Source organism: Pseudomonas sp. NFACC05-1 (assembly GCF_900100135.1).
GTDB lineage: Bacteria > Pseudomonadota > Gammaproteobacteria > Pseudomonadales > Pseudomonadaceae > Aquipseudomonas > Aquipseudomonas fluorescens_Q.
In genome coordinates this window covers 262808-281376 of sequence record NZ_FMTR01000004.1, presented here as the reverse complement: position 1 = coordinate 281376, position 18569 = coordinate 262808, and the positions used below count along the sequence as shown (strand labels likewise).

The following is an 18569-nucleotide window of genomic DNA, read 5'->3' as shown; positions in this document are numbered from 1 at the left end:
CTGCGGAAATTTATGCGGAAAACAAAATCGGCTACAGCGCCGGTTATTGCTAGGCTTGGTAACGCCGTACGATAGATGAATTCGAGTGTTCTTGCGGATTTATCTGCGGAAAACTCATAAGGCATTCCTAAGGGTTTGCAAATGGGCGACCTGGCGGCAGAACTCTGCGCGGGACATGCGCTGTTTCGGCCGGGGGCTCAAGGCCTGGCTGATGGCTCGCGTGGGCTGGCGGGTCAGGCGGGCGAGTACCTGCCATTGTTCGGCGACGGCCAGTTGTTCGAAGCCTGGGTGAAGATGACGTGCCCGGCGCAGTACGTCTTGTTGCAAGGCATGCAACAGGTACGCCTGGCCGTTGTGGCGCAGGTGGAAACCGGCGCCGGCCTGCACATGCTCTTCCAACTGACGCCGCGCCTTGGGCGCCGGTTGTTGCAGTGGGCCATGGCGTACCGCCGAGCGCCAGAGCCATAGCGCAACCAGAGCCAGCAGGGCCACCAGTGCCTGGGGGAAATAGCGCAGCAGCAAGGTCAGCAGGTCGTCGTGGTCGGTGTTGAGCAGCAGGGTGACGTCCGTGTCGGCGCTCAAATACCAGAGCAGCCAGGCGTTGTCGTATTGGTCGATGGCGTCGTTCTTCCACAGCTCGGCGTCGGTGATCACGGTGATCGAGCCCAGGCCGAGGTTCAACTGCATCATGTGGGTCGACAGTGCGCTGTTGGCCCAGGCCTGGGCCAGGTTATGCGGGTCTTCGAGGTGGAAATCGGTGTCGAAGCCGATATACGCCGGCGCCTCTTCATCTTCCAGGTAGAGCTTGGTCAGTTCCGGGTAACGGTCCTTGATCAGTTCGGGCGCGGGCTCCTTGAGGTCTTCGCTCAGGAGTTGACGCAGGCGCACGCGATCAAGCAGCAGGTCGCCGCTGCTGCCGGTGTTGTTGTCCCACAAGGCTTCGGCCACAAAGACCAGGCGTCCGCCGGCCCGGGTCCAGTTCATCAACTGTTCGACTTCCCGTGGCGTCATGTGGGTTCGCTCGCCCAGCAACAGCAGGCTGTGCTGGCGAGGTTCCAGGCTGGGCAGCACCTCCAGGCTGTTGGCGTGCTCGACGTTGATCCCCCGTTGGCGCAGGAACAGTTCGGCGGCCAGGTAAGGATTGGCCTGGGCTTCAGGGGAGGGGCCGTGCTCGACGACCTCTTCATAGGGTTCGGCCTTGGTGTAGAGGTAGAGGCCGAATGCGCACACCAGCGCGGCCAGCACGGTGCCGATCAGCCACCCTGCGTGCCGGCTCATCGAGAGGCTCCCGGACCGAACAGCTCGCGCCAGCCGTCACACAATTCCTGTTGCAGGTGTGTCGGCGGTGGACGATGCCCATAGGCAATGTTCTGCCAATGCAGGGTCAGGTTTTTGCTGAAGCCCAGCAGGTTGTCCTGCTTGAGTTGTTCGACGCGTTCCAGCACCTGGCCTTCGGTGTCGGCCGGTTTCAAGGGGATCTTGAAGTCATGATGCAACCGACTGAGCAGCGCCCGGTACAGCAGGCCCAGGGCTTCACGGGGTTGCGTGGCCCACAGTTGTTCGACGCTGGTGGCCACATCGGCGGGCAGGCTCTCTTCGCGAATATCCAGGCCGAACATGCGCGCCGGTGCGGCTCGTTCCACCGGCAGGCGCTGCGTCGGTCGGCGATTGGCCAGGGCCTTGAGTCTTTCACGGTAGCGCCAGGCCAGCCAGGCGATCGCTGCCCCCAGGCAGGCCCACAGCACCACCTGGATCAGTGCGGCGGCGATGTCGAAACGTTGGCTGCCGAGCCATTTGAACAGATCCTTGAGCCAGCTCGGTTTGGCCTCGGTCTCGGCCTCGGGGGATTCGGCAGTTTCTTCGCCGAAACGATAACGGATGACGGTCTCGGGGTTCTTGAACGGCGGGGCGTCGAGGATTGCCTTGATACCGTCCCGGGAGGCTTCGCTGGTGAGGGGCTGGTTGAGCAGCCGCGGGCTATCGGGGGCGTCGCTGTCTTCGGCGGCAAACGCCGGGGGCGTCGGCGGCAGCAGCATGAGCGCCAGCAGCATCAACACCGGGGCCACGCCGCTCAGGCGCTGACGCAGGCGTCGGAACACCAGTTCGATGTCCCACGCTTCGAGGATGGTGCGCCGGTTCAGGTAGAGGCTGAAGCCGCAGGCCACATACACCGGCTCCCACAAGATCAGCAGCAGCGGGTAGAGGAAGTTGACCAGGTGTTCGAACCACAACCAGTCGTGCTCGGCCGCTGACACCAGCGTCTCCCAATCCCATTGCAGTTCGACTTGTTGTGGCACGAACAGGTAGAACAGGGCCATCAGGCCGAACCACAAGGCGGTTTCCAGGTGCACGCCGATGATGGTCAACCATTGCGCCGCGCCGCGGTTGCGTTGCATCAAAACCCGCAAGCGCTGCGTCCGCGCCTCACCGCTAAGCCCCTCCAGTTGCACCACCGGCATCAGGAAGCTGCGGCTCAGGCTCAGCCGGCGCCAGGTCAGGCTGGCCAGCAACTGCGGCTTGAGCAGCGCCGGCCACTGGCGCAACGCCTGGCGCAAGGTGGGGGTTTCACCAAACAGAGCCTTGGACAGAATGTACAGCGGCAGCCGGTCGAAGGCCGGCTTCAACCACCAGAACAGCATCACCACCAGCGACGGTGAGTCCCATAGCAGCAGGGTCAGCAACAGATACACTGGCAACGTGATGAGCGCCCAACTGGTCATCAGCAGGCGTCGATGCTGCTGGCTCATCAACACCCCAAGGTCCATGGCTTCCCAGGTGGTGCGTGGGCGGATGACGACGGTGGCGTCACTCAGGCGCATGGCGGACCCGTCCGGCAAGCGACAGATAGCTGATGACCAACAGCCACAACAAGGCGCCCACCGTGTATTTGGTGGCGGGCGTCACGGCGCTGGAAGACCAGTAGGCCTCGATGAACGCGGCAATGAGCAGGAACAGCATCACACCGCCGATCATCAGTACGCTTTTGCCCGCCGCGAGCCGCAAGGCCTCGCCTCGGCTCAGGCGTCCCGGCGCAATCAGAGCCCAGCCCAGTTGCAGGCCTGCGGCCCCGGCCAGGGCGATGGCAGTGAGTTCGAAGGCGCCGTGGCCAATCACGAACGACCAGAATGTTCCCCCGGAGCCGATCTGGGTCAGGTGCCCAGCCACCGCGCCAATGGTCAGGCCATTGAAAAACAGGAAGAACGCGCTCCCCAGGCCAAACATCAAGCCACTGGCAAAGGTCTGAAAGGCAATGCCGATGTTGTGCATGATGTAGTAACCGAACATGACCCAGTCCTCGCTGGCGGCGCGCTCGACCGAACGCCCCAAGTGCCCGGACGCGGGGTCATACATGCTGCGGATCTGGCTGATTTCGTCGGCGCCGAGCACGCTGTAGACCAGTTCCGGGAACAGATAGACCAGCAGCCCGATACCCACCAGGCTGCCCAGGAACATCAGGCTGGCGGCCAGCACGAATCGCCATTGTTCACGCACCAGTCGGGGAAAACCGGCCAGGATAAACGCCGAGAGACCGGTCGATGGCCGGCTGCGATCCCGGTACAGTTGCTGGTGACCGCGCAGCGCGAGTTGTTGCAGTGTGTCGACCAGTAAGCTGCTGTAGCCCCGGGCCTGGGCCAATGCCAGGTGGTGGCAAAGCCGTCGGTAGGTGGCGGGAAAGTCGCTGCTCTGGGGCACGCTGCGGCTGCGCTCCAGTTGGTCGAGTTGTCGGGCCAGGTGCTCCCATTCCCCTTGGTGACGGCTTTCGAACAGGCTTTGCTTCATGTTGGCCCCAGCAGGCCGCGGGCGACGCCATTGAGTTCGGCCGCGGCGTTTGGCACCTGGACGTTCAGTGGCGCGGCCAGGATGGCAGCCAGTTCGTTGACCCGCGCCTGGGACAGTTCGGCCTGGCGTTCGGCGAAGCCCAGCACGGCGCGTTGTTCATGCAGGCTGAGGGTGAAAGGTGTTCGTATCGGCGCTGCCATTGGCAATGCAGGGCGTTTGACCGGCTGTTCGCGATACACCACCAGCGTGCCGGCCGCGAGATCGCCCAAGCGCTTGAACGCCGGATGCTGCAGGCAACTGATGGCCCCGAAGGTGTAGCCGAAGGGCAGCATGTCGACGAAACGCAGCAGGTTGCGGATCAACGACGCCGACCAGCCGATGGGCCGGCCATCGTCCTGCACCACGCGCAGCCCCATGATCTGCTTGCCGGGAGAGCGCCCCTGGTTGAGCACCTCGAACAGCACCATGTACCACCAACTGACGACAAACAGCAGGATGGACCCAAGGCCGATCCCCAGCTCGCCGAAAAACGCCAGGACCAGAAAGAAAAGCCCCAGGACCAGCCCGCGTATGCCCAGGTCGATGGCGAAGGCGATTGCACGCGGCATCAGCCCCGCCGGGCGCAGCGGCAGGTCGATGCCTTCGGGCGTTTCAACCTGATAGCGCGTGTCCAGGGGCGCGGGCAGCGTCGCGTTCCTTTGCAGTGCTGGTGTCTCGAGCATGGGCAACCTGTGATGGGCCAGACCGAATGTTCAATCTCGGCCCAGATGCTAGCAGTCTTCGTGCGGGCAAACGATACAACTGTGCAGGTCATTTCATGGTTTGCAACAGGATTGAGAAGGCGAACACTGCCCGTATGAGCACCAGGGTTCAAACTGTGGGTGTGGAACCCGTGTTGGAATTCAAAAGTTACAGGACTGCTGGTCTCGGGCGGGCCCGAGCGCCTAGACTTCGCCAGTCTTCAGTTCAGGAACAGCCCGTGACTTCCATCTTCTGGTACGACTACGAAACCACCGGCATCAACCCGCGTTGCGACCGGCCCTTGCAGGTGGCGGGTATCCGTACCGATTTCGAACTCAATGAAATCGACGAACCGGTGAACCTGTATTGCCGGCCCAGCGATGACATCCTGCCGCATCCGGCGGCCTGTGCGATTACCGGTATCACCCCGACATGCCTGGCCGAAAAAGGCTTGAGCGAAGCCGATTTCATGACCCGTGTCCACGGGCACCTGGCCGCGCCCGGAACCTGTGGCGCCGGCTACAACACCCTGCGCTTCGACGATGAAATGACCCGCTACAGCCTCTATCGAAATTTCTTCGACCCGTACGCACGGGAATGGCAGGGCGGCAACAGTCGCTGGGATTTGATCGACCTGGTGCGCGCGGCCTATGCGCTGCGCCCGCAAGGCATTGTCTGGCCGCAAGAGGACGGGCGCGTAACCCTCAAGCTCGAGCGCTTGACCGCCGCCAATGGCATCGACCATGGCCAGGCCCACGATGCGTTGTCGGACGTGCGCGCGACCATTGCCCTGGCCCGGCTGATCCGTCAGCAGCAGCCCCGGCTCTACGACTGGCTATTCCAGTTGCGCAGCAAACAGAAGGTGATGGACCAGATCCGTCTGTTGCAGCCCATGGTGCATATTTCCGGTCGCTTCTCGGCGGCGCGCAACTACATCGGTGTGGTCTTGCCGCTGGCCTGGCACCCGAAAAACCGTAACGCCCTGATCGTCTGCGACCTGCACCTGGACCCTCAGGGCCTGCTGGACCACGATGCCGAAAGCCTGCGCCAGCGTTTGTATACCCGCCGTGAAGAATTGCTCGAAGGTGAGTTGCCGGTGCCGCTCAAGCTTATCCATATCAACAAATGCCCGGTGATCGCGCCATTGTCGGTGCTGCGTGCCGAGGACCAGCAGCGACTGGAGTTGGACATGGAGGGCTATCAGCAACGGGCATCGCGGCTAACTGACGCACAGAAAGTTTGGCAAGATAAACTTCAGGCTATTTATGGTCGCGAGGATTTCACCGCCAGCGAGGATCCCGAGCAACAGTTATACGCGGGCTTCCTGGGGGATCGCGATCGACGTTTATGTGAACAAGTCCGCATGGCGGACCCGGCGCAATTGGCTCGAGAACGCTGGCCTTTCGATGATGAGCGTTTACCAGAACTATTGTTCCGATATCGTGCACGCAACTTTCCAGACACGTTGAATCCTGAAGAGCAGGAGCGTTGGAGACTTTTCTGTCAACAACGGCTGTCATCCCCGGAGTGGGGCGCGCCTAATACCTTGGAAAGTTTTGATGCGGCGATGGGGGAGTGGATGGACCTGTCTACACCAGTGCAGCAAGAAGTACTCAGGGAGTGGCAGGGTTACAGCCAGCAATTGCGCAAACGTTTAAGCCTTGGGCCGCGATGAAGTGAAAAGATGACAGGCAAAAAAAACGCCAGCAATCGCTGGCGTTTTTTTGTTCGCTAAGAACGCTGCGAACCGGTGGGGCTTAGCCCAGCAGGGTTGCCCAGCCTTCAACCACGTCACCGCCCCACTTGGCTTTCCACTCTTTCAGAGTCTTGTGGTTGCCACCTTTGGTTTCGATGACTTCGCCGTTGTGCGGGTTCTTGTATTGCTTAACTTTGCGAGCGCGTTTGGTGCCGGTAGTTTTCACGGCGCCACGTGGTGCTTTGCTCGACTTGGCTTCTGGATCCAGCAGGGCAATGATGTCGCGCAGCGACTTGGAGTATTCGCCCATCAGAGTGCGCAGTTTGCCTTCGAATTCAAGCTCGGTTTGCAGTTTGTCGTCTTGGGACAGGTTTTTCAGGCGAGCTTGCAGTTCTTTGATAGCTTCTTCTGTGGCGCGGTATTCATTGATCAAGGACATGTGGACTACCTTATGTAGGACGCGGGTGACAAGGACACAGTGCGACAATAGTAATCAGACAGTTTCATCAAGTAAACATTTAACCGGTGTTTTATTTAATTAATTAGTGCTACGCCACAAAAACGCCTGTTGCAGTTAAATACCGCGACAGAGTCTTCACATCTGTTCACACATATAGCTTGCTTTCCCGGGCCTCGCCGGTCGTGGCCCGGGGGCCGTCGTCGAGATTTGGCGTCTCATCGATACTGCAGTTTTGCCGCGCAATGGCTAGAATGGCCGCCTTTGCGAAGTTCTGGAGTTTCCCTAATGCGCACTTTTCGTCTGGTGATTGCTTGCCCGGACCGCGTCGGCATCGTTGCTAAAGTCAGTAACTTTCTGGCGTCCCATAACGGCTGGATCACCGAAGCAAGCCATCACTCGGACAATCAAAGCGGTTGGTTTTTCATGCGTCACGAGATTCGTGCCGACTCGCTGCCCTTCGGTATCGAAGCCTTCCGTGAAGCATTCGCCCCCATTGCCGAAGAGTTCTCGATGGACTGGCGTATCACCGACACCGCGCAGAAAAAGCGCGTGGTGCTGATGGCCAGTCGTGAGTCCCACTGCCTGGCCGACCTGTTGCACCGCTGGCACAGCGATGAGCTCGATTGCGACATCGCCTGTGTGATTTCCAACCATGACGACTTGCGCAGCATGGTGGAATGGCACGGCATCCCTTACTACCACGTGCCGGTCAACCCGCAGGACAAGCAGCCGGCGTTCGCCGAAGTCTCGCGGTTGGTCAAGCAGCACGATGCCGAGGTGGTGGTGCTGGCCCGCTACATGCAGATCCTGCCGCCGGCCTTGTGCCGCGAATACGCCCATAAGGTCATCAACATCCACCACAGTTTCCTGCCGTCGTTCGTCGGGGCCAAGCCGTACCACCAGGCCTCGATGCGTGGTGTGAAGCTGATTGGCGCCACCTGCCACTACGTGACCGAAGAGCTGGATGCCGGCCCGATCATCGAGCAGGACGTGGTGCGCGTCAGCCACAGTGACAGCATCGAAGACATGGTGCGTTTCGGCCGTGACGTAGAGAAGATGGTGTTGGCCCGGGGCCTGCGTTATCACCTGGAAGACCGGGTGCTGGTGCACGGCAACAAGACCGTGGTGTTCTGACCACACTGCAAAGGGCCTGGACGAGCGATCGCCAGGCCTTTTTACTGAAGCACAATGATTCATGAAACCTTCAGGGACAACCTTGCACCATGACCGATCCATTGGAAAAAGCCACCTCCCGTGCGCCGGACACCCTGGGCGAAGGCTGCCTGAGCCGCTACGACCCTGATGCACTGGGGCCCGAGGATGGCACTGAGTTCCCCGATGCCGCGCAACTGTGGGAGCAGTTACATCCCCAGGATGAGCCCGGGCAGAAGCGCTGATCGCTCAGGCCTGCTTGAGCTTTATCAGCTTCTTGATCAGGGGGCGCCCGACCATCAGGAAGAACACCGGTCCGCCGGCCACCAGGTAAAAGTAATAGGTCACCGCTCGCCAGATCAGGATCGCTGCCGCCGCCGTGGATTTGCCCACCATGGGAGCCAGCAACGCCGCCGAGGTCACCTCGGCCGCCCCGGCACCGCCGGGCAAGAGGCTGAATTGCCCCGCGCTCAAGGACAGCATCTGGATCAGGAAACTCCAGGCCCACTGCAAGTCCGCGCCCAACCCTTTCAACGCCAGGTACAACACGCTGTAGCGCAGGGCCCAGTGCAGGCACGTCAGGCCAAAGACCTGGAACAGCGTCTGCCGTGGCAATTTCAAGGTATCGGTAAAGGCCGCGAGAAAGTGCAGGATCTTGCGCGCCCAGCGTCGGCGGGTGCTGCCCTTGACCCGCAAATGGCACAGCAGCCGCGCGCCCAGCAGGATCAGTCGGCGATGGAAGCGGGCCACCAGTGCGCAGGCGAACAGTCCGCCAAACATTGAAACCGCACTCAACCCCAGCATCCACTCCATGCGCTGGCTGAGGTTCTGGAACAGCGCATAAAACAGAATGCCCACCAAGGCGCAGAGGAAGAACAGCAAGTCGCTCAACTGATCCATGGCAAACACCGCGCTGCCATGGGCCGGGCGCACGCCGTTGCGTGCCAGCAGGGCCATCAGCGTCAGTGGGCCGCCACTGCCACCGGGCGTCGCGCACATGGCGAACTCGGTGGACATCACCACGCCGATGCTTTTCAGCCTGCCGATGCGCCCACGGTGTTCCCCCAGCAGCAGGCGCAAGCGCACGGAGTTCAAGCCCCAGCACAGCACGATCATGCCGAGCATGGCCAGCAGTAGCGACAAGGGAAAGCGCTGCACCCGCGACCACATTTCCCCACCACCGACCAGCAGCGGCACCAACAGCGCCGTGAGCAGGGCGGCGCCCAGCCAGATCAGCCGTTTCATGCGGCGCTGCGGGCACGCAGCCCCTGGGTTGCCAGCCAGCCGACCTTGGTCATCGGCACGCGACCGTCGTTGAGCAGGCGTTCGAGGGTGCGCAGCCAATAGTCCCGGGAAAAGCTATGGCGCATGTCCACCGGATGCAGGCCCAGGCGAATCACCGGGGCCTGGCGCCAGCGCTGTTCACGTTGGTCGCTGATGACTTTCGACAGGCCACGGCGCCAGGCACTGCGGGCACTCCAGACCAGCCCCGGCGCGTCGATGGCGCTGAAGTCGGGCAGGCGATAGAGGTGTTGGGTGTCACTGGTGTAGCTCAGCGGTAACTGGCGCAAGGCTAGGCGCGTGCCTTCGCTCATCAGCCAGGCCGGGGCGACGAAGCCTTCCAGCGGCCAATGGTAGCGCTCGAAGGTGTCGATACCGGCGCGCAGGCGGGCGAGGGCGGCGGCCTCGGACAGGTTGTAGAACTCACCCTCATGGGTATAGACCCTGCGCATGAACCAGTCCTTGGGGTGGCGGGCGACAGGGCCGTCGTCGCAATGGTAGTAGCCATGCAACACCAGCTCGTCGCCGCGCTCGACCCGGCTATCGAGCAGGCGCCGAAAGCCGGGGTGAGCCTCCAAGGCATTGTTGCGGTGAAAGTCAGGTACCACCAACCAGGTCATCGGCACGTGGCCGAGGGCGTCAACGGCTTCGACGAAGGGCTGATAGTCGGGCCAGGTTTGCGGTGCCACGTCGTGCAGCACCAATAGCACGCTGGGCGAAGAACTCATCGACACGGTCCTCGCCTCAACCATTGGCCAGCAACGGCATTTGTTCGCCGAGCACGGCGTAGTAGTGCCCCAGCAAGCTGTTGACCACGGTATCCCAGGCGTAATGACGCTCCACGTGCCGGCGTGCCAATACCCCCCGGCGCTGACAACCTTCGGAAAACAGTTGGCGCACGGCATTGGCCATGGCCTGTGGATTGTTGGGCATGCACAGCAGGCCGCAGTCTTCGTTGACGATTTCGGTAAAGGCCCCGGCCGCCACCGCTACCACGGGAATGCCACTGGCCATCGCTTCGAGGATCACCAGGCCGAAGGTTTCCTGGTCTCCGGCGTGCAGCAAGGCATCGGCGCTGGCCATGAGCCGGGCGACTTGCGGCGCCGGGCAGAATTCATCGATCACCGTGACGTTGTCCGGCACCAAGGCGGGCATCGATGAGCCCACCAGGAGCAGGTGGTAGCGCTCTCCCAGGCGTTTCATGCACTTGAGCAGCACCGGCAGGTTTTTTTCCTTGGAGCCGCGACCGGCGAAAATCAGCAGGCGCGCGTCTTCGGCGATGCCCAGCTCGGCGCGCAACTCCGGGTCGCGGGCGGCCGGGTTGAAGGTTTGCAGGTCGACGCCCAACGGTTGCACGTAGACGTTCTTGACCCCCAACCCGGTCAGTTTGTCGGCCATGACCTGGCTCGGCGCCAGGACCCGGTCGAAATTGCCGTACAACTTGCTGACATAGGCTTCGATGTTGGGGGTGAACCAGTTGCCCATGCGGTTGCTGACCAGCAGTGGCAGGTCGGAGTGATAGAAACCGATGACGGGCACGTCGAGCTGGCGACGGGCATCCAGCGCGGCCCACGCCGTGAGGTAGGGATCGCCGACTTCAATCAGGTCGGGCTGTAGATCGCGCAGGACATTGCGCCAGGGGGCCAGGCGAAGGGGGAAACGATAGCCCTTGCCGAACGGCAGTGCAGGGGCAGGAACCTTGTAGATCCCATCGTGCTCGCTCAAATGCGCGCCGGGGATCAACAGACTGTGGCGAATACCGGGCCGATCGCCCAGGCGCCGGTGCTTGGCATCCAGATAAGTGCGCACGCCTCCGCTGGCGGGGGCGTAGAACATGGTTATGTCCGCTATATGCACGATGAACGTCCCTCCGGTCAGTGTTCTCCTGTGTTGACCTTTAGTAAGAATAGATGTTCGGTTGGGGTTATGGTGACGTAGCGGCTATGTAAATGAATACGTGGCGAGGGCGCTTGCTCCCGCTGGACCGGGCTGGCGCTCCAGGGCGAAGCACTCCCAAGATTTTGGGGCCGCTTCGCAGCCCAGCGGGAGCAAGCGCCCTCGCCACATGAGTGCGACCACATGCGATTTTTATTTCCAGCGCCGGGGGCTTAATGCGCCAGGCATGCTTTTATATAAGCGTGCAAAATGGCGTCATATCGCAAACACCACGGGTGACTACATGCCTGACTCATCGCAACTCGTTATCGGGGCCGACCTTAGCGGCCAGCCCATCGCCCAGGCCATGCGCCTGGCGAACCGTCATGGTCTGGTGGCGGGCGCCACCGGTACCGGCAAGACCGTCACCTTGCAGCGCCTGGCCGAAATGTTCAGCGATGCCGGCGTGGCGGTGTTCGCGGCGGACATCAAGGGTGACCTGTGCGGCCTGGGCGCTGCCGGCAATCCCCAGGGCAAGATCGCCGAGCGTATCGCCGGCATGCCCTGGCTCAACCACAAGCCCCAGGCTTACCCGGTGACCTTGTGGGATATCCACGGCCAGTCCGGGCATCCATTGCGCACCACCCTGAGCGAGATGGGCCCGTTGTTGATCGGCAGTCTGCTGGAACTGACGGACAGCCAGCAGTCGGCGCTCTACGCCGCGTTCAAGGTGGCCGACCGCGAAGGCCTGTTGTTGCTGGACCTCAAGGACCTGAAGGCGCTGCTCAACCATCTCAAGGACAACCCAGAATTGCTGGGGGACGACGCGGCCTTGATGACCACCGGTTCCAGCCAGGCGTTGTTGCGACGCTTGTCCACCCTGGAACAGCAGGGGGCGGACGCGTTGTTCGGCGAGCCAGCCTTGCAGCTCGAAGACATCCTGCAACCGGCCAGCGATGGCCGTGGCCGCATCCACTTGCTCGACGCCAGCCGCCTGGTCCATGAAGCACCGAAGGTCTACGCGACGTTCCTGTTGTGGCTGCTGGCCGAGCTGTTCGAGCAGTTGCCCGAGCGCGGCGATGCAGACAAACCGCTGCTGGCGCTGTTCTTCGACGAGGCGCACCTGCTCTTTGCCGGGACGCCCAAGGCCTTGCAGGAGCGCCTGGAACAAGTGGTTCGGCTAATCCGTTCCAAGGGCGTGGGGGTGTATTTCGTGACCCAGTCGCCGGGCGATTTGCCGGACGACGTGCTGGCGCAGTTGGGCTTGCGCATCCAGCACGGCTTGCGGGCCTTCACTGCCAAGGAGCAGAAATCCCTGCGGGCGGTGGCCGACGGTTTCCGGCCCAACCCGCAGTTCGATGCCCTGGCGGTGCTGACCGAACTGGGCATCGGTGAAGCCCTGGTGGGCACCTTGCAGGAAAAAGGCACGCCGGAAATGGTCCAGCGCGTGTTGGTGGCGCCGCCGCAATCACGCATCGGGCCGCTGAGCGAGGCTGAGCGCGCCGGGTTGATCGCCAGCTCGTCGCTGCAAGGGCGCTATGACAAGCCCATTGATCGCGAGTCGGCCTATGAAGTGCTGATGGGCCGCAAAGGGCTGGAACCGCAGGCCGAAGAGGCACCGGGTAAGCCGACGGCGGAAGAACCGAGCTTCACCGAAAAGGCCGGGGAATTTCTCGGCACCGCGGCCGGTCAGGCGCTTAAATCGGCGATGCGCCAGGCGGCCAATCAGTTGGGGCGGCAATTGGTGCGTGGGTTGATGGGGTCGTTGCTCGGTGGCAGCAAGCGCCGGTAGGCAAGGCCGAGTTGCTTTCACCAGGGAGGCGGGAGTTTGTGTGTATATCCGTTTTTTTGGTAACGGCTGCTGGCGGTTCCGCTCTTACAGCGGCTCACTTTTGAAAAGCGCAAAAGTAAGCAAAACGCTCATGCCCCACCACTTGGTGCCTCGCCTGGGCTCGGCATGCCCTCACTCCGGCATTGCTCCGTGGGCCCGCCGCGAAGGACCATCCATGGTCCAGCGCGGCTACCTCGGCATCCATGCCGAGGTGCCCACTGCGCAATGCCTGCGTTCGGCCAGCGTGGTTTAACGGGGCCGCCCAGATCAAGATCAAGATCAAAAGCAGAGCAAGAGCAGAGCAGAGCACTTCCAGCATTTATGTGGCTGAACCACCGCTATCGCGAGCAAGCTCGCACACATGGAGTTGCGGGTGTTCACAGCATCTGCATGCGACACAAAAACCTGTGGGAGCGAGCTTGCTCGCGATGAGGCCAGCCCATTCAACATCTTTCATCGACAGTGACACCGCCTTCGCGAGCAGGCTCGCTCCCACAGGAGGAACGCGTTCACTCCCAACCAGGTCGGCTCTCAGGCCGCCTCGCGGTGGACGTTGATCTCGGCGCCCCATTAACCACGATGGCCGAACGCAGGTATTGTGGAGTGGGCATCCCGGCATGGATGCCGGGATAGCTGCGCTGGGCCATGGATGGCCCTTCGCAGCGGGCCCACGGAGCAATGCCGGAGTGAGGGCACACCGAGCCTAGGCGAGGTGCCAAGTGGTGGGGCAGGAGCGCTTTGGTTACTTTCGCGCTTTTGAAAGTGACCCGCCGTCAGGGTGGAACCCTAAGCAGCCGTTACCGCAGAAACGGATATACACACAAACTACAACCCCCCCGCCCATAGCGGTCCCACACCCAACCGAGACCGCCAGATCAATCCTTGGGCCGAGCATGCGCCGCCAACCGCTCCAACGCCGCCCGCAGATTGGGATCGCTAATGCCATCCGCCGTGGCCTGGATAGTCGCCGCGGCGTCGGTGGACAAATCCAGCGTGTGCCCTTTGGCGCCGACCTGGACGGTGGGCGGTTGCACCTTGAACAGGATCCGCGTCAGATTGGTGAATTCTTCGAACGCCTGGAGTTGGCGCAGCAGGCGTTTTTGCTGATAGCGCAGGCGTGTGGCCCAGTGGCCGTCGGTGACGATCAGCAGCAAGCTGCCTTCGCGCCAGGACGCCACGTGGCAATGCTCGCGCGCGGCAGGCTGCAACTGGCTGTCGAGCAGGCGCTGCAAGTGGCCCAGGCGTCTGGCGTGGCCGAAGATGGCTTTCAGCGGCTTGGCTTCGCGCAGCAGAACGGCGGGTGCCTTGGCTGGAAGAGGGCGGAAGGCCATGAATGAATACCGCAAGTGACAGAGGCGCCATGGTAGCAGAAAGCGCCGGGCACGCCTCGGCCTGATACCCAGCGGCTTTTACCCGCGCAACCAAAGCGTAACTTCTGCCTTTTGTGGGTTGAAGTTCGCGCAAAAGCCCTTATTTTATGCAGGCCCCGTCACAGCGCTGTGCCAGCATCGTGGAATAACGCCACTTTCCTCTCCATCGTTTCCGGGTAGAATGCTCGTTCGCATGCGGCCATGAGGGCTGCACGGGCGACTCACGGGGCCGCCCTCCATCCCTTTAGTGTGGAAGATCCTGCCGATATGTTTGCGCCTTTGTTAAAGAAACTTTTTGGAAGCAAGAACGAGCGTGAAGTCAAGCGCATGCTCAAGACGGTACAGACTGTCAATGCCTTCGAAGAGCAAATGGTGGCCCTTTCGGACGATCAGTTACGCGCCAAGACTGCCGAATTCAAGGACCGCATCGCCAAGGGGGAAACCCTTGACCAGCTCCTGCCTGAAGCCTTTGCGGTCGCCCGTGAAGCCGGCAAGCGGATCATGGGCATGCGCCACTTCGACGTTCAGTTGATCGGCGGCATGACCTTGCACGAAGGCAAGATCGCCGAAATGCGTACCGGTGAGGGCAAGACCCTCGTGGCGACCTTGGGCGTGTACCTCAACGCACTGTCCGGCAAGGGCGTGCACGTCGTGACGGTCAACGACTACCTGGCCCGCCGCGACGCCAACTGGATGCGCCCGCTCTATGAATTCCTCGGCCTGACTGTCGGTGTCGTCACGCCGTTCCAGCCGCCGGAAGAGAAGCGCGCCGCCTACGCCGCCGACATCACCTACGGCACCAACAACGAATTCGGGTTCGATTACCTGCGCGACAACATGGCGTTCAGCATGGAAGAAAAATTCCAGCGTGAACTCAACTTTGCCGTGATCGACGAAGTGGACTCCATCCTCATCGACGAAGCCCGTACCCCGCTGATCATTTCCGGTCAGGCCGAGGACAGCTCCAAGCTGTACATCGAGATCAACAAGCTGATCCCGCAGCTCAAGTTGCACGTCGAGGAAGTCGAAGGCGAAGTGACCCAACCCGGGCACTACACCGTTGACGAGAAGACCCGTCAGGTCGAGCTCAACGAAGCGGGTCACCAGTTCGTCGAGGAAATGCTCACCCGTATTGGTTTGCTGGCTGAAGGCGAGAGCCTGTACTCGGCCCACAACCTGGGCCTGCTGACCCACGTTTATGCTGGCCTGCGTGCGCACAAGCTGTTCCATCGCAACGTCGAATACATCGTGCAGGACGGCCAGGTCGTACTGGTGGACGAACACACCGGCCGTACCATGCCGGGTCGTCGCCTGTCCGAAGGCCTGCACCAGGCCATCGAAGCGAAGGAAGGCCTGAACATCCAGGCCGAGAGCCAGACCCTGGCCTCGACCACCTTCCAGAACTACTTCCGCCTGTACAACAAGCTGTCCGGCATGACCGGTACGGCCGACACCGAAGCGTTCGAATTCCACCAGATCTACGGCCTGCAAGTGGTGGTGATTCCGCCGAACAAGCCATTGGCCCGTAAAGACTACAACGACCTGGTGTTCCTGACCGCCGAAGAGAAGTACGCGGCGATCATCAACGACATCAAGGAAGGCATGGCCCAGGGCCGTCCGATCCTGGTGGGTACCGCCACCATCGAGACTTCCGAGCACATGTCCGCCCTGCTCAACAAGGAAGGCATCGAGCACAAGGTCCTCAATGCCAAGTTCCACGAGAAGGAAGCCGAGATCATCGCCCAGGCCGGTCGCCCGGGTGCGCTGACCATCGCCACCAACATGGCCGGCCGTGGTACCGACATCCTCTTGGGCGGCAACTGGGAAGTGGAAGTCGCCAGCCTGGAAAACCCGACCCCCGAGCAGATCGCGCAGATCAAGGCCGACTGGCAGAAACGTCACCAACAGGTGCTCGAATCCGGCGGTTTGCAGGTGATCGCTTCCGAGCGTCACGAGTCGCGTCGTATCGATAACCAGCTGCGTGGCCGTGCCGGTCGCCAGGGCGACGCCGGTTCCAGCCGTTTCTACCTGTCCCTGGAAGACAGCCTGATGCGCATCTTCGCCTCTGACCGGGTGAAGAACTTCATGAAGGCCTTGGGCATGCAGCCGGGCGAGGCGATCGAGCACCGCATGGTGACCAACGCCATCGAGAAGGCCCAGCGCAAGGTCGAAGGCCGCAACTTCGATATTCGTAAGCAACTGCTGGAGTTCGACGACGTCAACAACGAACAGCGTAAAGTGATCTATCACATGCGTAACAGTTTGTTGGCCGCCGACAACATTGGCGAAACCATCGCCGATTTCCGCCAGGACGTGCTCAACGCCACCGTCAGTGCCCACATTCCGCCGCAGTCGTTGCCGGAGCAGTGGGACGTCGCTGGCCTGGAAGCCGCCTTGCAGAGCGACTTCGGCGTGGCGTTGCCAATCCAGCAATGGCTCGACGAAGACGATCACCTGTACGAAGAAACCCTGCGCGAGAAGCTGCTGGCCGAACTGATCGCCGCGTACAACGAGAAAGAAGACCAGGCCGGCGCCGAAGCGCTGCGCTCCTTCGAGAAGCAAATCGTGCTGCGGGTGCTGGACGACCTGTGGAAAGACCACCTCTCGACCATGGACCACCTGCGTCACGGGATCCATTTGCGTGGTTACGCCCAGAAGAACCCGAAGCAGGAGTACAAGCGCGAGTCCTACACGCTGTTCTCCGAGTTGCTCGACTCGATCAAGCGCGACTCGATCCGTGTGCTGTCTCACGTTCAGGTTCGCCGCGAAGACCCGGCCGAAGAAGAAGCCCGCCTGCGCCAGGAAGCCGAAGCCCTGGCTGCGCGCATGCAGTTCGAACACGCTGAAGCCCCGGGCCTGGAAGTGGTCGCCGAAGAGGGCGTCGATGTGGATGTCGCCTTGGCGACCGCACCGGTGCGCAACGAGCAGAAGCTGGGTCGTAACGAACTGTGCTATTGCGGTTCGGGCAAGAAATACAAGCATTGCCACGGGCAGATCCAGTAACCCCGTTTCAACGCTGAACCACCCGCGCCGCGACCGGATTTTATCCGTCGCGGCGTTTTGCCATTTTGATTCGCCGTCCCAATGAGGATGGCGTCGATATACATCTCATTTAGGAGCGCATTCATGGCTGTTGGTCTTGGTCCGTTGCCCACGTTGCACCCGGTTGCCGGTTTTGAACTCGGTATCGCTTCGGCGGGCATCAAGCGCCCCGGGCGCAAGGACGTCGTGGTCATGCGTTGCGCCGAAGGTTCGACGGTCTCTGGCGTGTTCACCCTCAACGCCTTTTGCGCCGCGCCGGTCATCCTGGCCAAGCAACGCGTGCAGGGACCGGTGCGTTACTTGCTGACCAACACCGGTAACGCCAACGCCGGTACCGGCGCGCCAGGCCTGGCCGCTGCCGAGCGCACCTGCGCCAAGCTGGCGGAACTGACCGGTGTCGACGCCAGCCAGGTGCTGCCGTATTCCACCGGCGTGATCGGCGAGCCGCTGCCGGTCGAGAAGATCGAAGGTGCGTTGCAAGCCGCTCTCGATGATCTGTCGGAAAACAACTGGGCCGCCGCCGCCACCGGCATCATGACCACCGACACCTTGCCCAAGGGCGCGAGCCGCCAGTTCGAGCACGATGGCGTGACCATCACTGTCACCGGTATCAGCAAAGGCGCAGGCATGATCCGCCCGAACATGGCGACCATGCTTGGCTACATCGCCACCGACGCCAAGGTCTCACGCCAAGTGTTGCAAGACCTGATGCTTGACGGCGCCAACAAGTCGTTCAACCGCATCACCATCGACGGCGACACCTCCACCAACGACTGCTGCATGCTGATCGCCACCGGCAAGGCCAGCCTGCCGGAAATCACCGAAGCCAGCGGCCCGCTGTTCGCGGCGCTGAAGCAGGCGGTGTTTGAAGTGTGCATGGAAGTGGCCCAGGCCATCGTGCGTGACGGCGAAGGCGCGACCAAGTTCGTGACCGTGCAGGTTAACGGCGGTGGCAATCACCAGGAATGCCTGGATGTCGGCTACACCGTGGCGCACTCGCCGCTGATCAAGACCGCATTGTTCGCCTCCGACCCGAACTGGGGCCGCATTCTCGCCGCCGTTGGCCGGGCCGGCGTGCCTGAGTTGGACGTGAGCAAGATCGATGTGTTCCTCGGCGAAGTCTGCATCGCCAGCCAAGGCGCTCGCGCTACGACCTACACCGAAGCCCAGGGCGCGGCGGTCATGCAACAGGAAGAAATCACCATCCGTATCGAGCTGGGACGGGGTGATTGCAGCGAAACCATCTGGACCACCGATCTGTCCCACGAGTACGTCAAGATCAACGCTGAGTACCGGACTTAACAGGCTCGGGACCGAGTTGCTGCCATCGCGAGCTTGCTC

16 protein-coding genes are annotated in these 18569 nt (G+C 61.8%); 7 read left to right on the top strand and 9 right to left on the bottom strand.

Translation table 11 applies throughout. From position 1 onward, the window contains the following. Positions 1–114: 114 nt before the first annotated feature. From BLO97_RS09640 to BLO97_RS09625, 4 genes are read right to left on the bottom strand one after another with little or no spacing between them, the layout of a single operon-like run. On the bottom strand, positions 115–1278 hold the full coding sequence (locus tag BLO97_RS09640) for a DUF4350 domain-containing protein (protein ID WP_092345681.1): 1164 nt from the start codon (positions 1276–1278) through the stop codon (positions 115–117). Further along, positions 1275–2819, bottom strand: a complete 1545-nt coding sequence (locus tag BLO97_RS09635) for a DUF4129 domain-containing protein (protein WP_092345679.1) — start codon at positions 2817–2819, stop codon at positions 1275–1277. Before BLO97_RS09635 ends, BLO97_RS09640 begins: the two co-directional genes overlap by 4 nt. Next, positions 2806–3780, bottom strand: coding sequence for a stage II sporulation protein M (locus BLO97_RS09630; RefSeq protein WP_063324592.1), 975 nt, complete (start codon positions 3778–3780; stop codon positions 2806–2808). The genes BLO97_RS09635 and BLO97_RS09630 overlap by 14 nt, the downstream gene beginning before the upstream one ends. After that, the gene (locus tag BLO97_RS09625) at positions 3777–4502 is read right to left on the bottom strand and encodes an RDD family protein (protein WP_092145087.1); all 726 of its coding nucleotides are present in this window, start codon (positions 4500–4502) and stop codon (positions 3777–3779) included. The genes BLO97_RS09630 and BLO97_RS09625 overlap by 4 nt, the downstream gene beginning before the upstream one ends. A 257-nt stretch (positions 4503–4759) precedes the next feature. On the opposite strand from BLO97_RS09625, the gene sbcB reads away from it, so the two are divergent. Further along, positions 4760–6196: an exodeoxyribonuclease I gene (gene sbcB / locus BLO97_RS09620; RefSeq protein WP_092145089.1), complete on the top strand. Its 1437-nt coding sequence runs from the start codon at positions 4760–4762 to the stop codon at positions 6194–6196. An 82-nt stretch (positions 6197–6278) separates the two neighbouring features. Here the strand turns inward: sbcB and mvaT are convergent, their stop codons facing one another. Beyond that, on the bottom strand, positions 6279–6656 hold the full coding sequence (gene mvaT, locus BLO97_RS09615; RefSeq protein WP_003205091.1) for a histone-like nucleoid-structuring protein MvaT: 378 nt from the start codon (positions 6654–6656) through the stop codon (positions 6279–6281). 306 nt (positions 6657–6962) lie between these two features. Between mvaT and purU the strand changes: the two genes are divergently transcribed. Both purU and BLO97_RS31615 read left to right on the top strand, forming a co-directional pair. Further along, on the top strand, positions 6963–7811 hold the full coding sequence (gene purU, locus BLO97_RS09610; RefSeq protein ID WP_003205089.1) for a formyltetrahydrofolate deformylase: 849 nt from the start codon (positions 6963–6965) through the stop codon (positions 7809–7811). Between the two features lie 89 nt (positions 7812–7900). After that, positions 7901–8074 carry a hypothetical protein gene (locus BLO97_RS31615; protein WP_175489835.1) on the top strand — a complete coding sequence of 58 codons (174 nt, stop codon included), beginning with the start codon at positions 7901–7903 and terminating at the stop codon, positions 8072–8074. 4 nt (positions 8075–8078) lie between these two features. Here the strand turns inward: BLO97_RS31615 and BLO97_RS09605 are convergent, their stop codons facing one another. Genes BLO97_RS09605 through BLO97_RS09595 form a run of 3 tightly spaced genes read right to left on the bottom strand, consistent with a single transcriptional unit; the run spans position 8079 to position 10946 of the window. Beyond that, positions 8079–9074 (bottom strand): glucosaminyl phosphatidylglycerol flippase, encoded by a 996-nt coding sequence (locus BLO97_RS09605; RefSeq protein WP_092345677.1) that lies wholly within the window; start codon positions 9072–9074, stop codon positions 8079–8081. Continuing rightward, the gene (locus BLO97_RS09600; RefSeq protein ID WP_092345675.1) at positions 9071–9838 is read right to left on the bottom strand and encodes an N-acetylglucosaminyl phosphatidylglycerol deacetylase; all 768 of its coding nucleotides are present in this window, start codon (positions 9836–9838) and stop codon (positions 9071–9073) included. Before BLO97_RS09600 ends, BLO97_RS09605 begins: the two co-directional genes overlap by 4 nt. 16 nt (positions 9839–9854) lie before the next feature. Continuing rightward, positions 9855–10946 carry an N-acetylglucosaminyl phosphatidylglycerol synthase gene (locus tag BLO97_RS09595; protein WP_083569156.1) on the bottom strand — a complete coding sequence of 364 codons (1092 nt, stop codon included), beginning with the start codon at positions 10944–10946 and terminating at the stop codon, positions 9855–9857. 343 nt (positions 10947–11289) lie between these two features. Here BLO97_RS09595 and BLO97_RS09590 point away from each other — a divergent pair, with 343 nt between their 5' ends. Then, on the top strand, positions 11290–12777 hold the full coding sequence (locus BLO97_RS09590) for a helicase HerA-like domain-containing protein (RefSeq protein ID WP_092345673.1): 1488 nt from the start codon (positions 11290–11292) through the stop codon (positions 12775–12777). Positions 12778–12907: 130 nt separating this feature from the next. After that, positions 12908–13069 (top strand): nucleoid-structuring protein H-NS, encoded by a 162-nt coding sequence (locus BLO97_RS31610; protein WP_072349343.1) that lies wholly within the window; start codon positions 12908–12910, stop codon positions 13067–13069. A gap of 622 nt (positions 13070–13691) precedes the next feature. On the opposite strand, the gene BLO97_RS09575 is transcribed toward BLO97_RS31610, so the two are convergent. Further along, positions 13692–14147: a DUF721 domain-containing protein gene (locus BLO97_RS09575; protein ID WP_092345671.1), complete on the bottom strand. Its 456-nt coding sequence runs from the start codon at positions 14145–14147 to the stop codon at positions 13692–13694. Between the two features lie 306 nt (positions 14148–14453). Here BLO97_RS09575 and secA point away from each other — a divergent pair, with 306 nt between their 5' ends. Together secA and argJ are read left to right on the top strand one after the other, a co-directional pair. Next, complete coding sequence (secA, locus tag BLO97_RS09570) at positions 14454–17189, top strand: preprotein translocase subunit SecA (protein ID WP_063324599.1); 2736 nt, start codon at positions 14454–14456, stop codon at positions 17187–17189. A 123-nt stretch (positions 17190–17312) separates the two neighbouring features. Next, positions 17313–18530, top strand: coding sequence for a bifunctional glutamate N-acetyltransferase/amino-acid acetyltransferase ArgJ (gene argJ, locus BLO97_RS09565; RefSeq protein WP_092345669.1), 1218 nt, complete (start codon positions 17313–17315; stop codon positions 18528–18530). Positions 18531–18569: the final 39 nt, after the last annotated feature.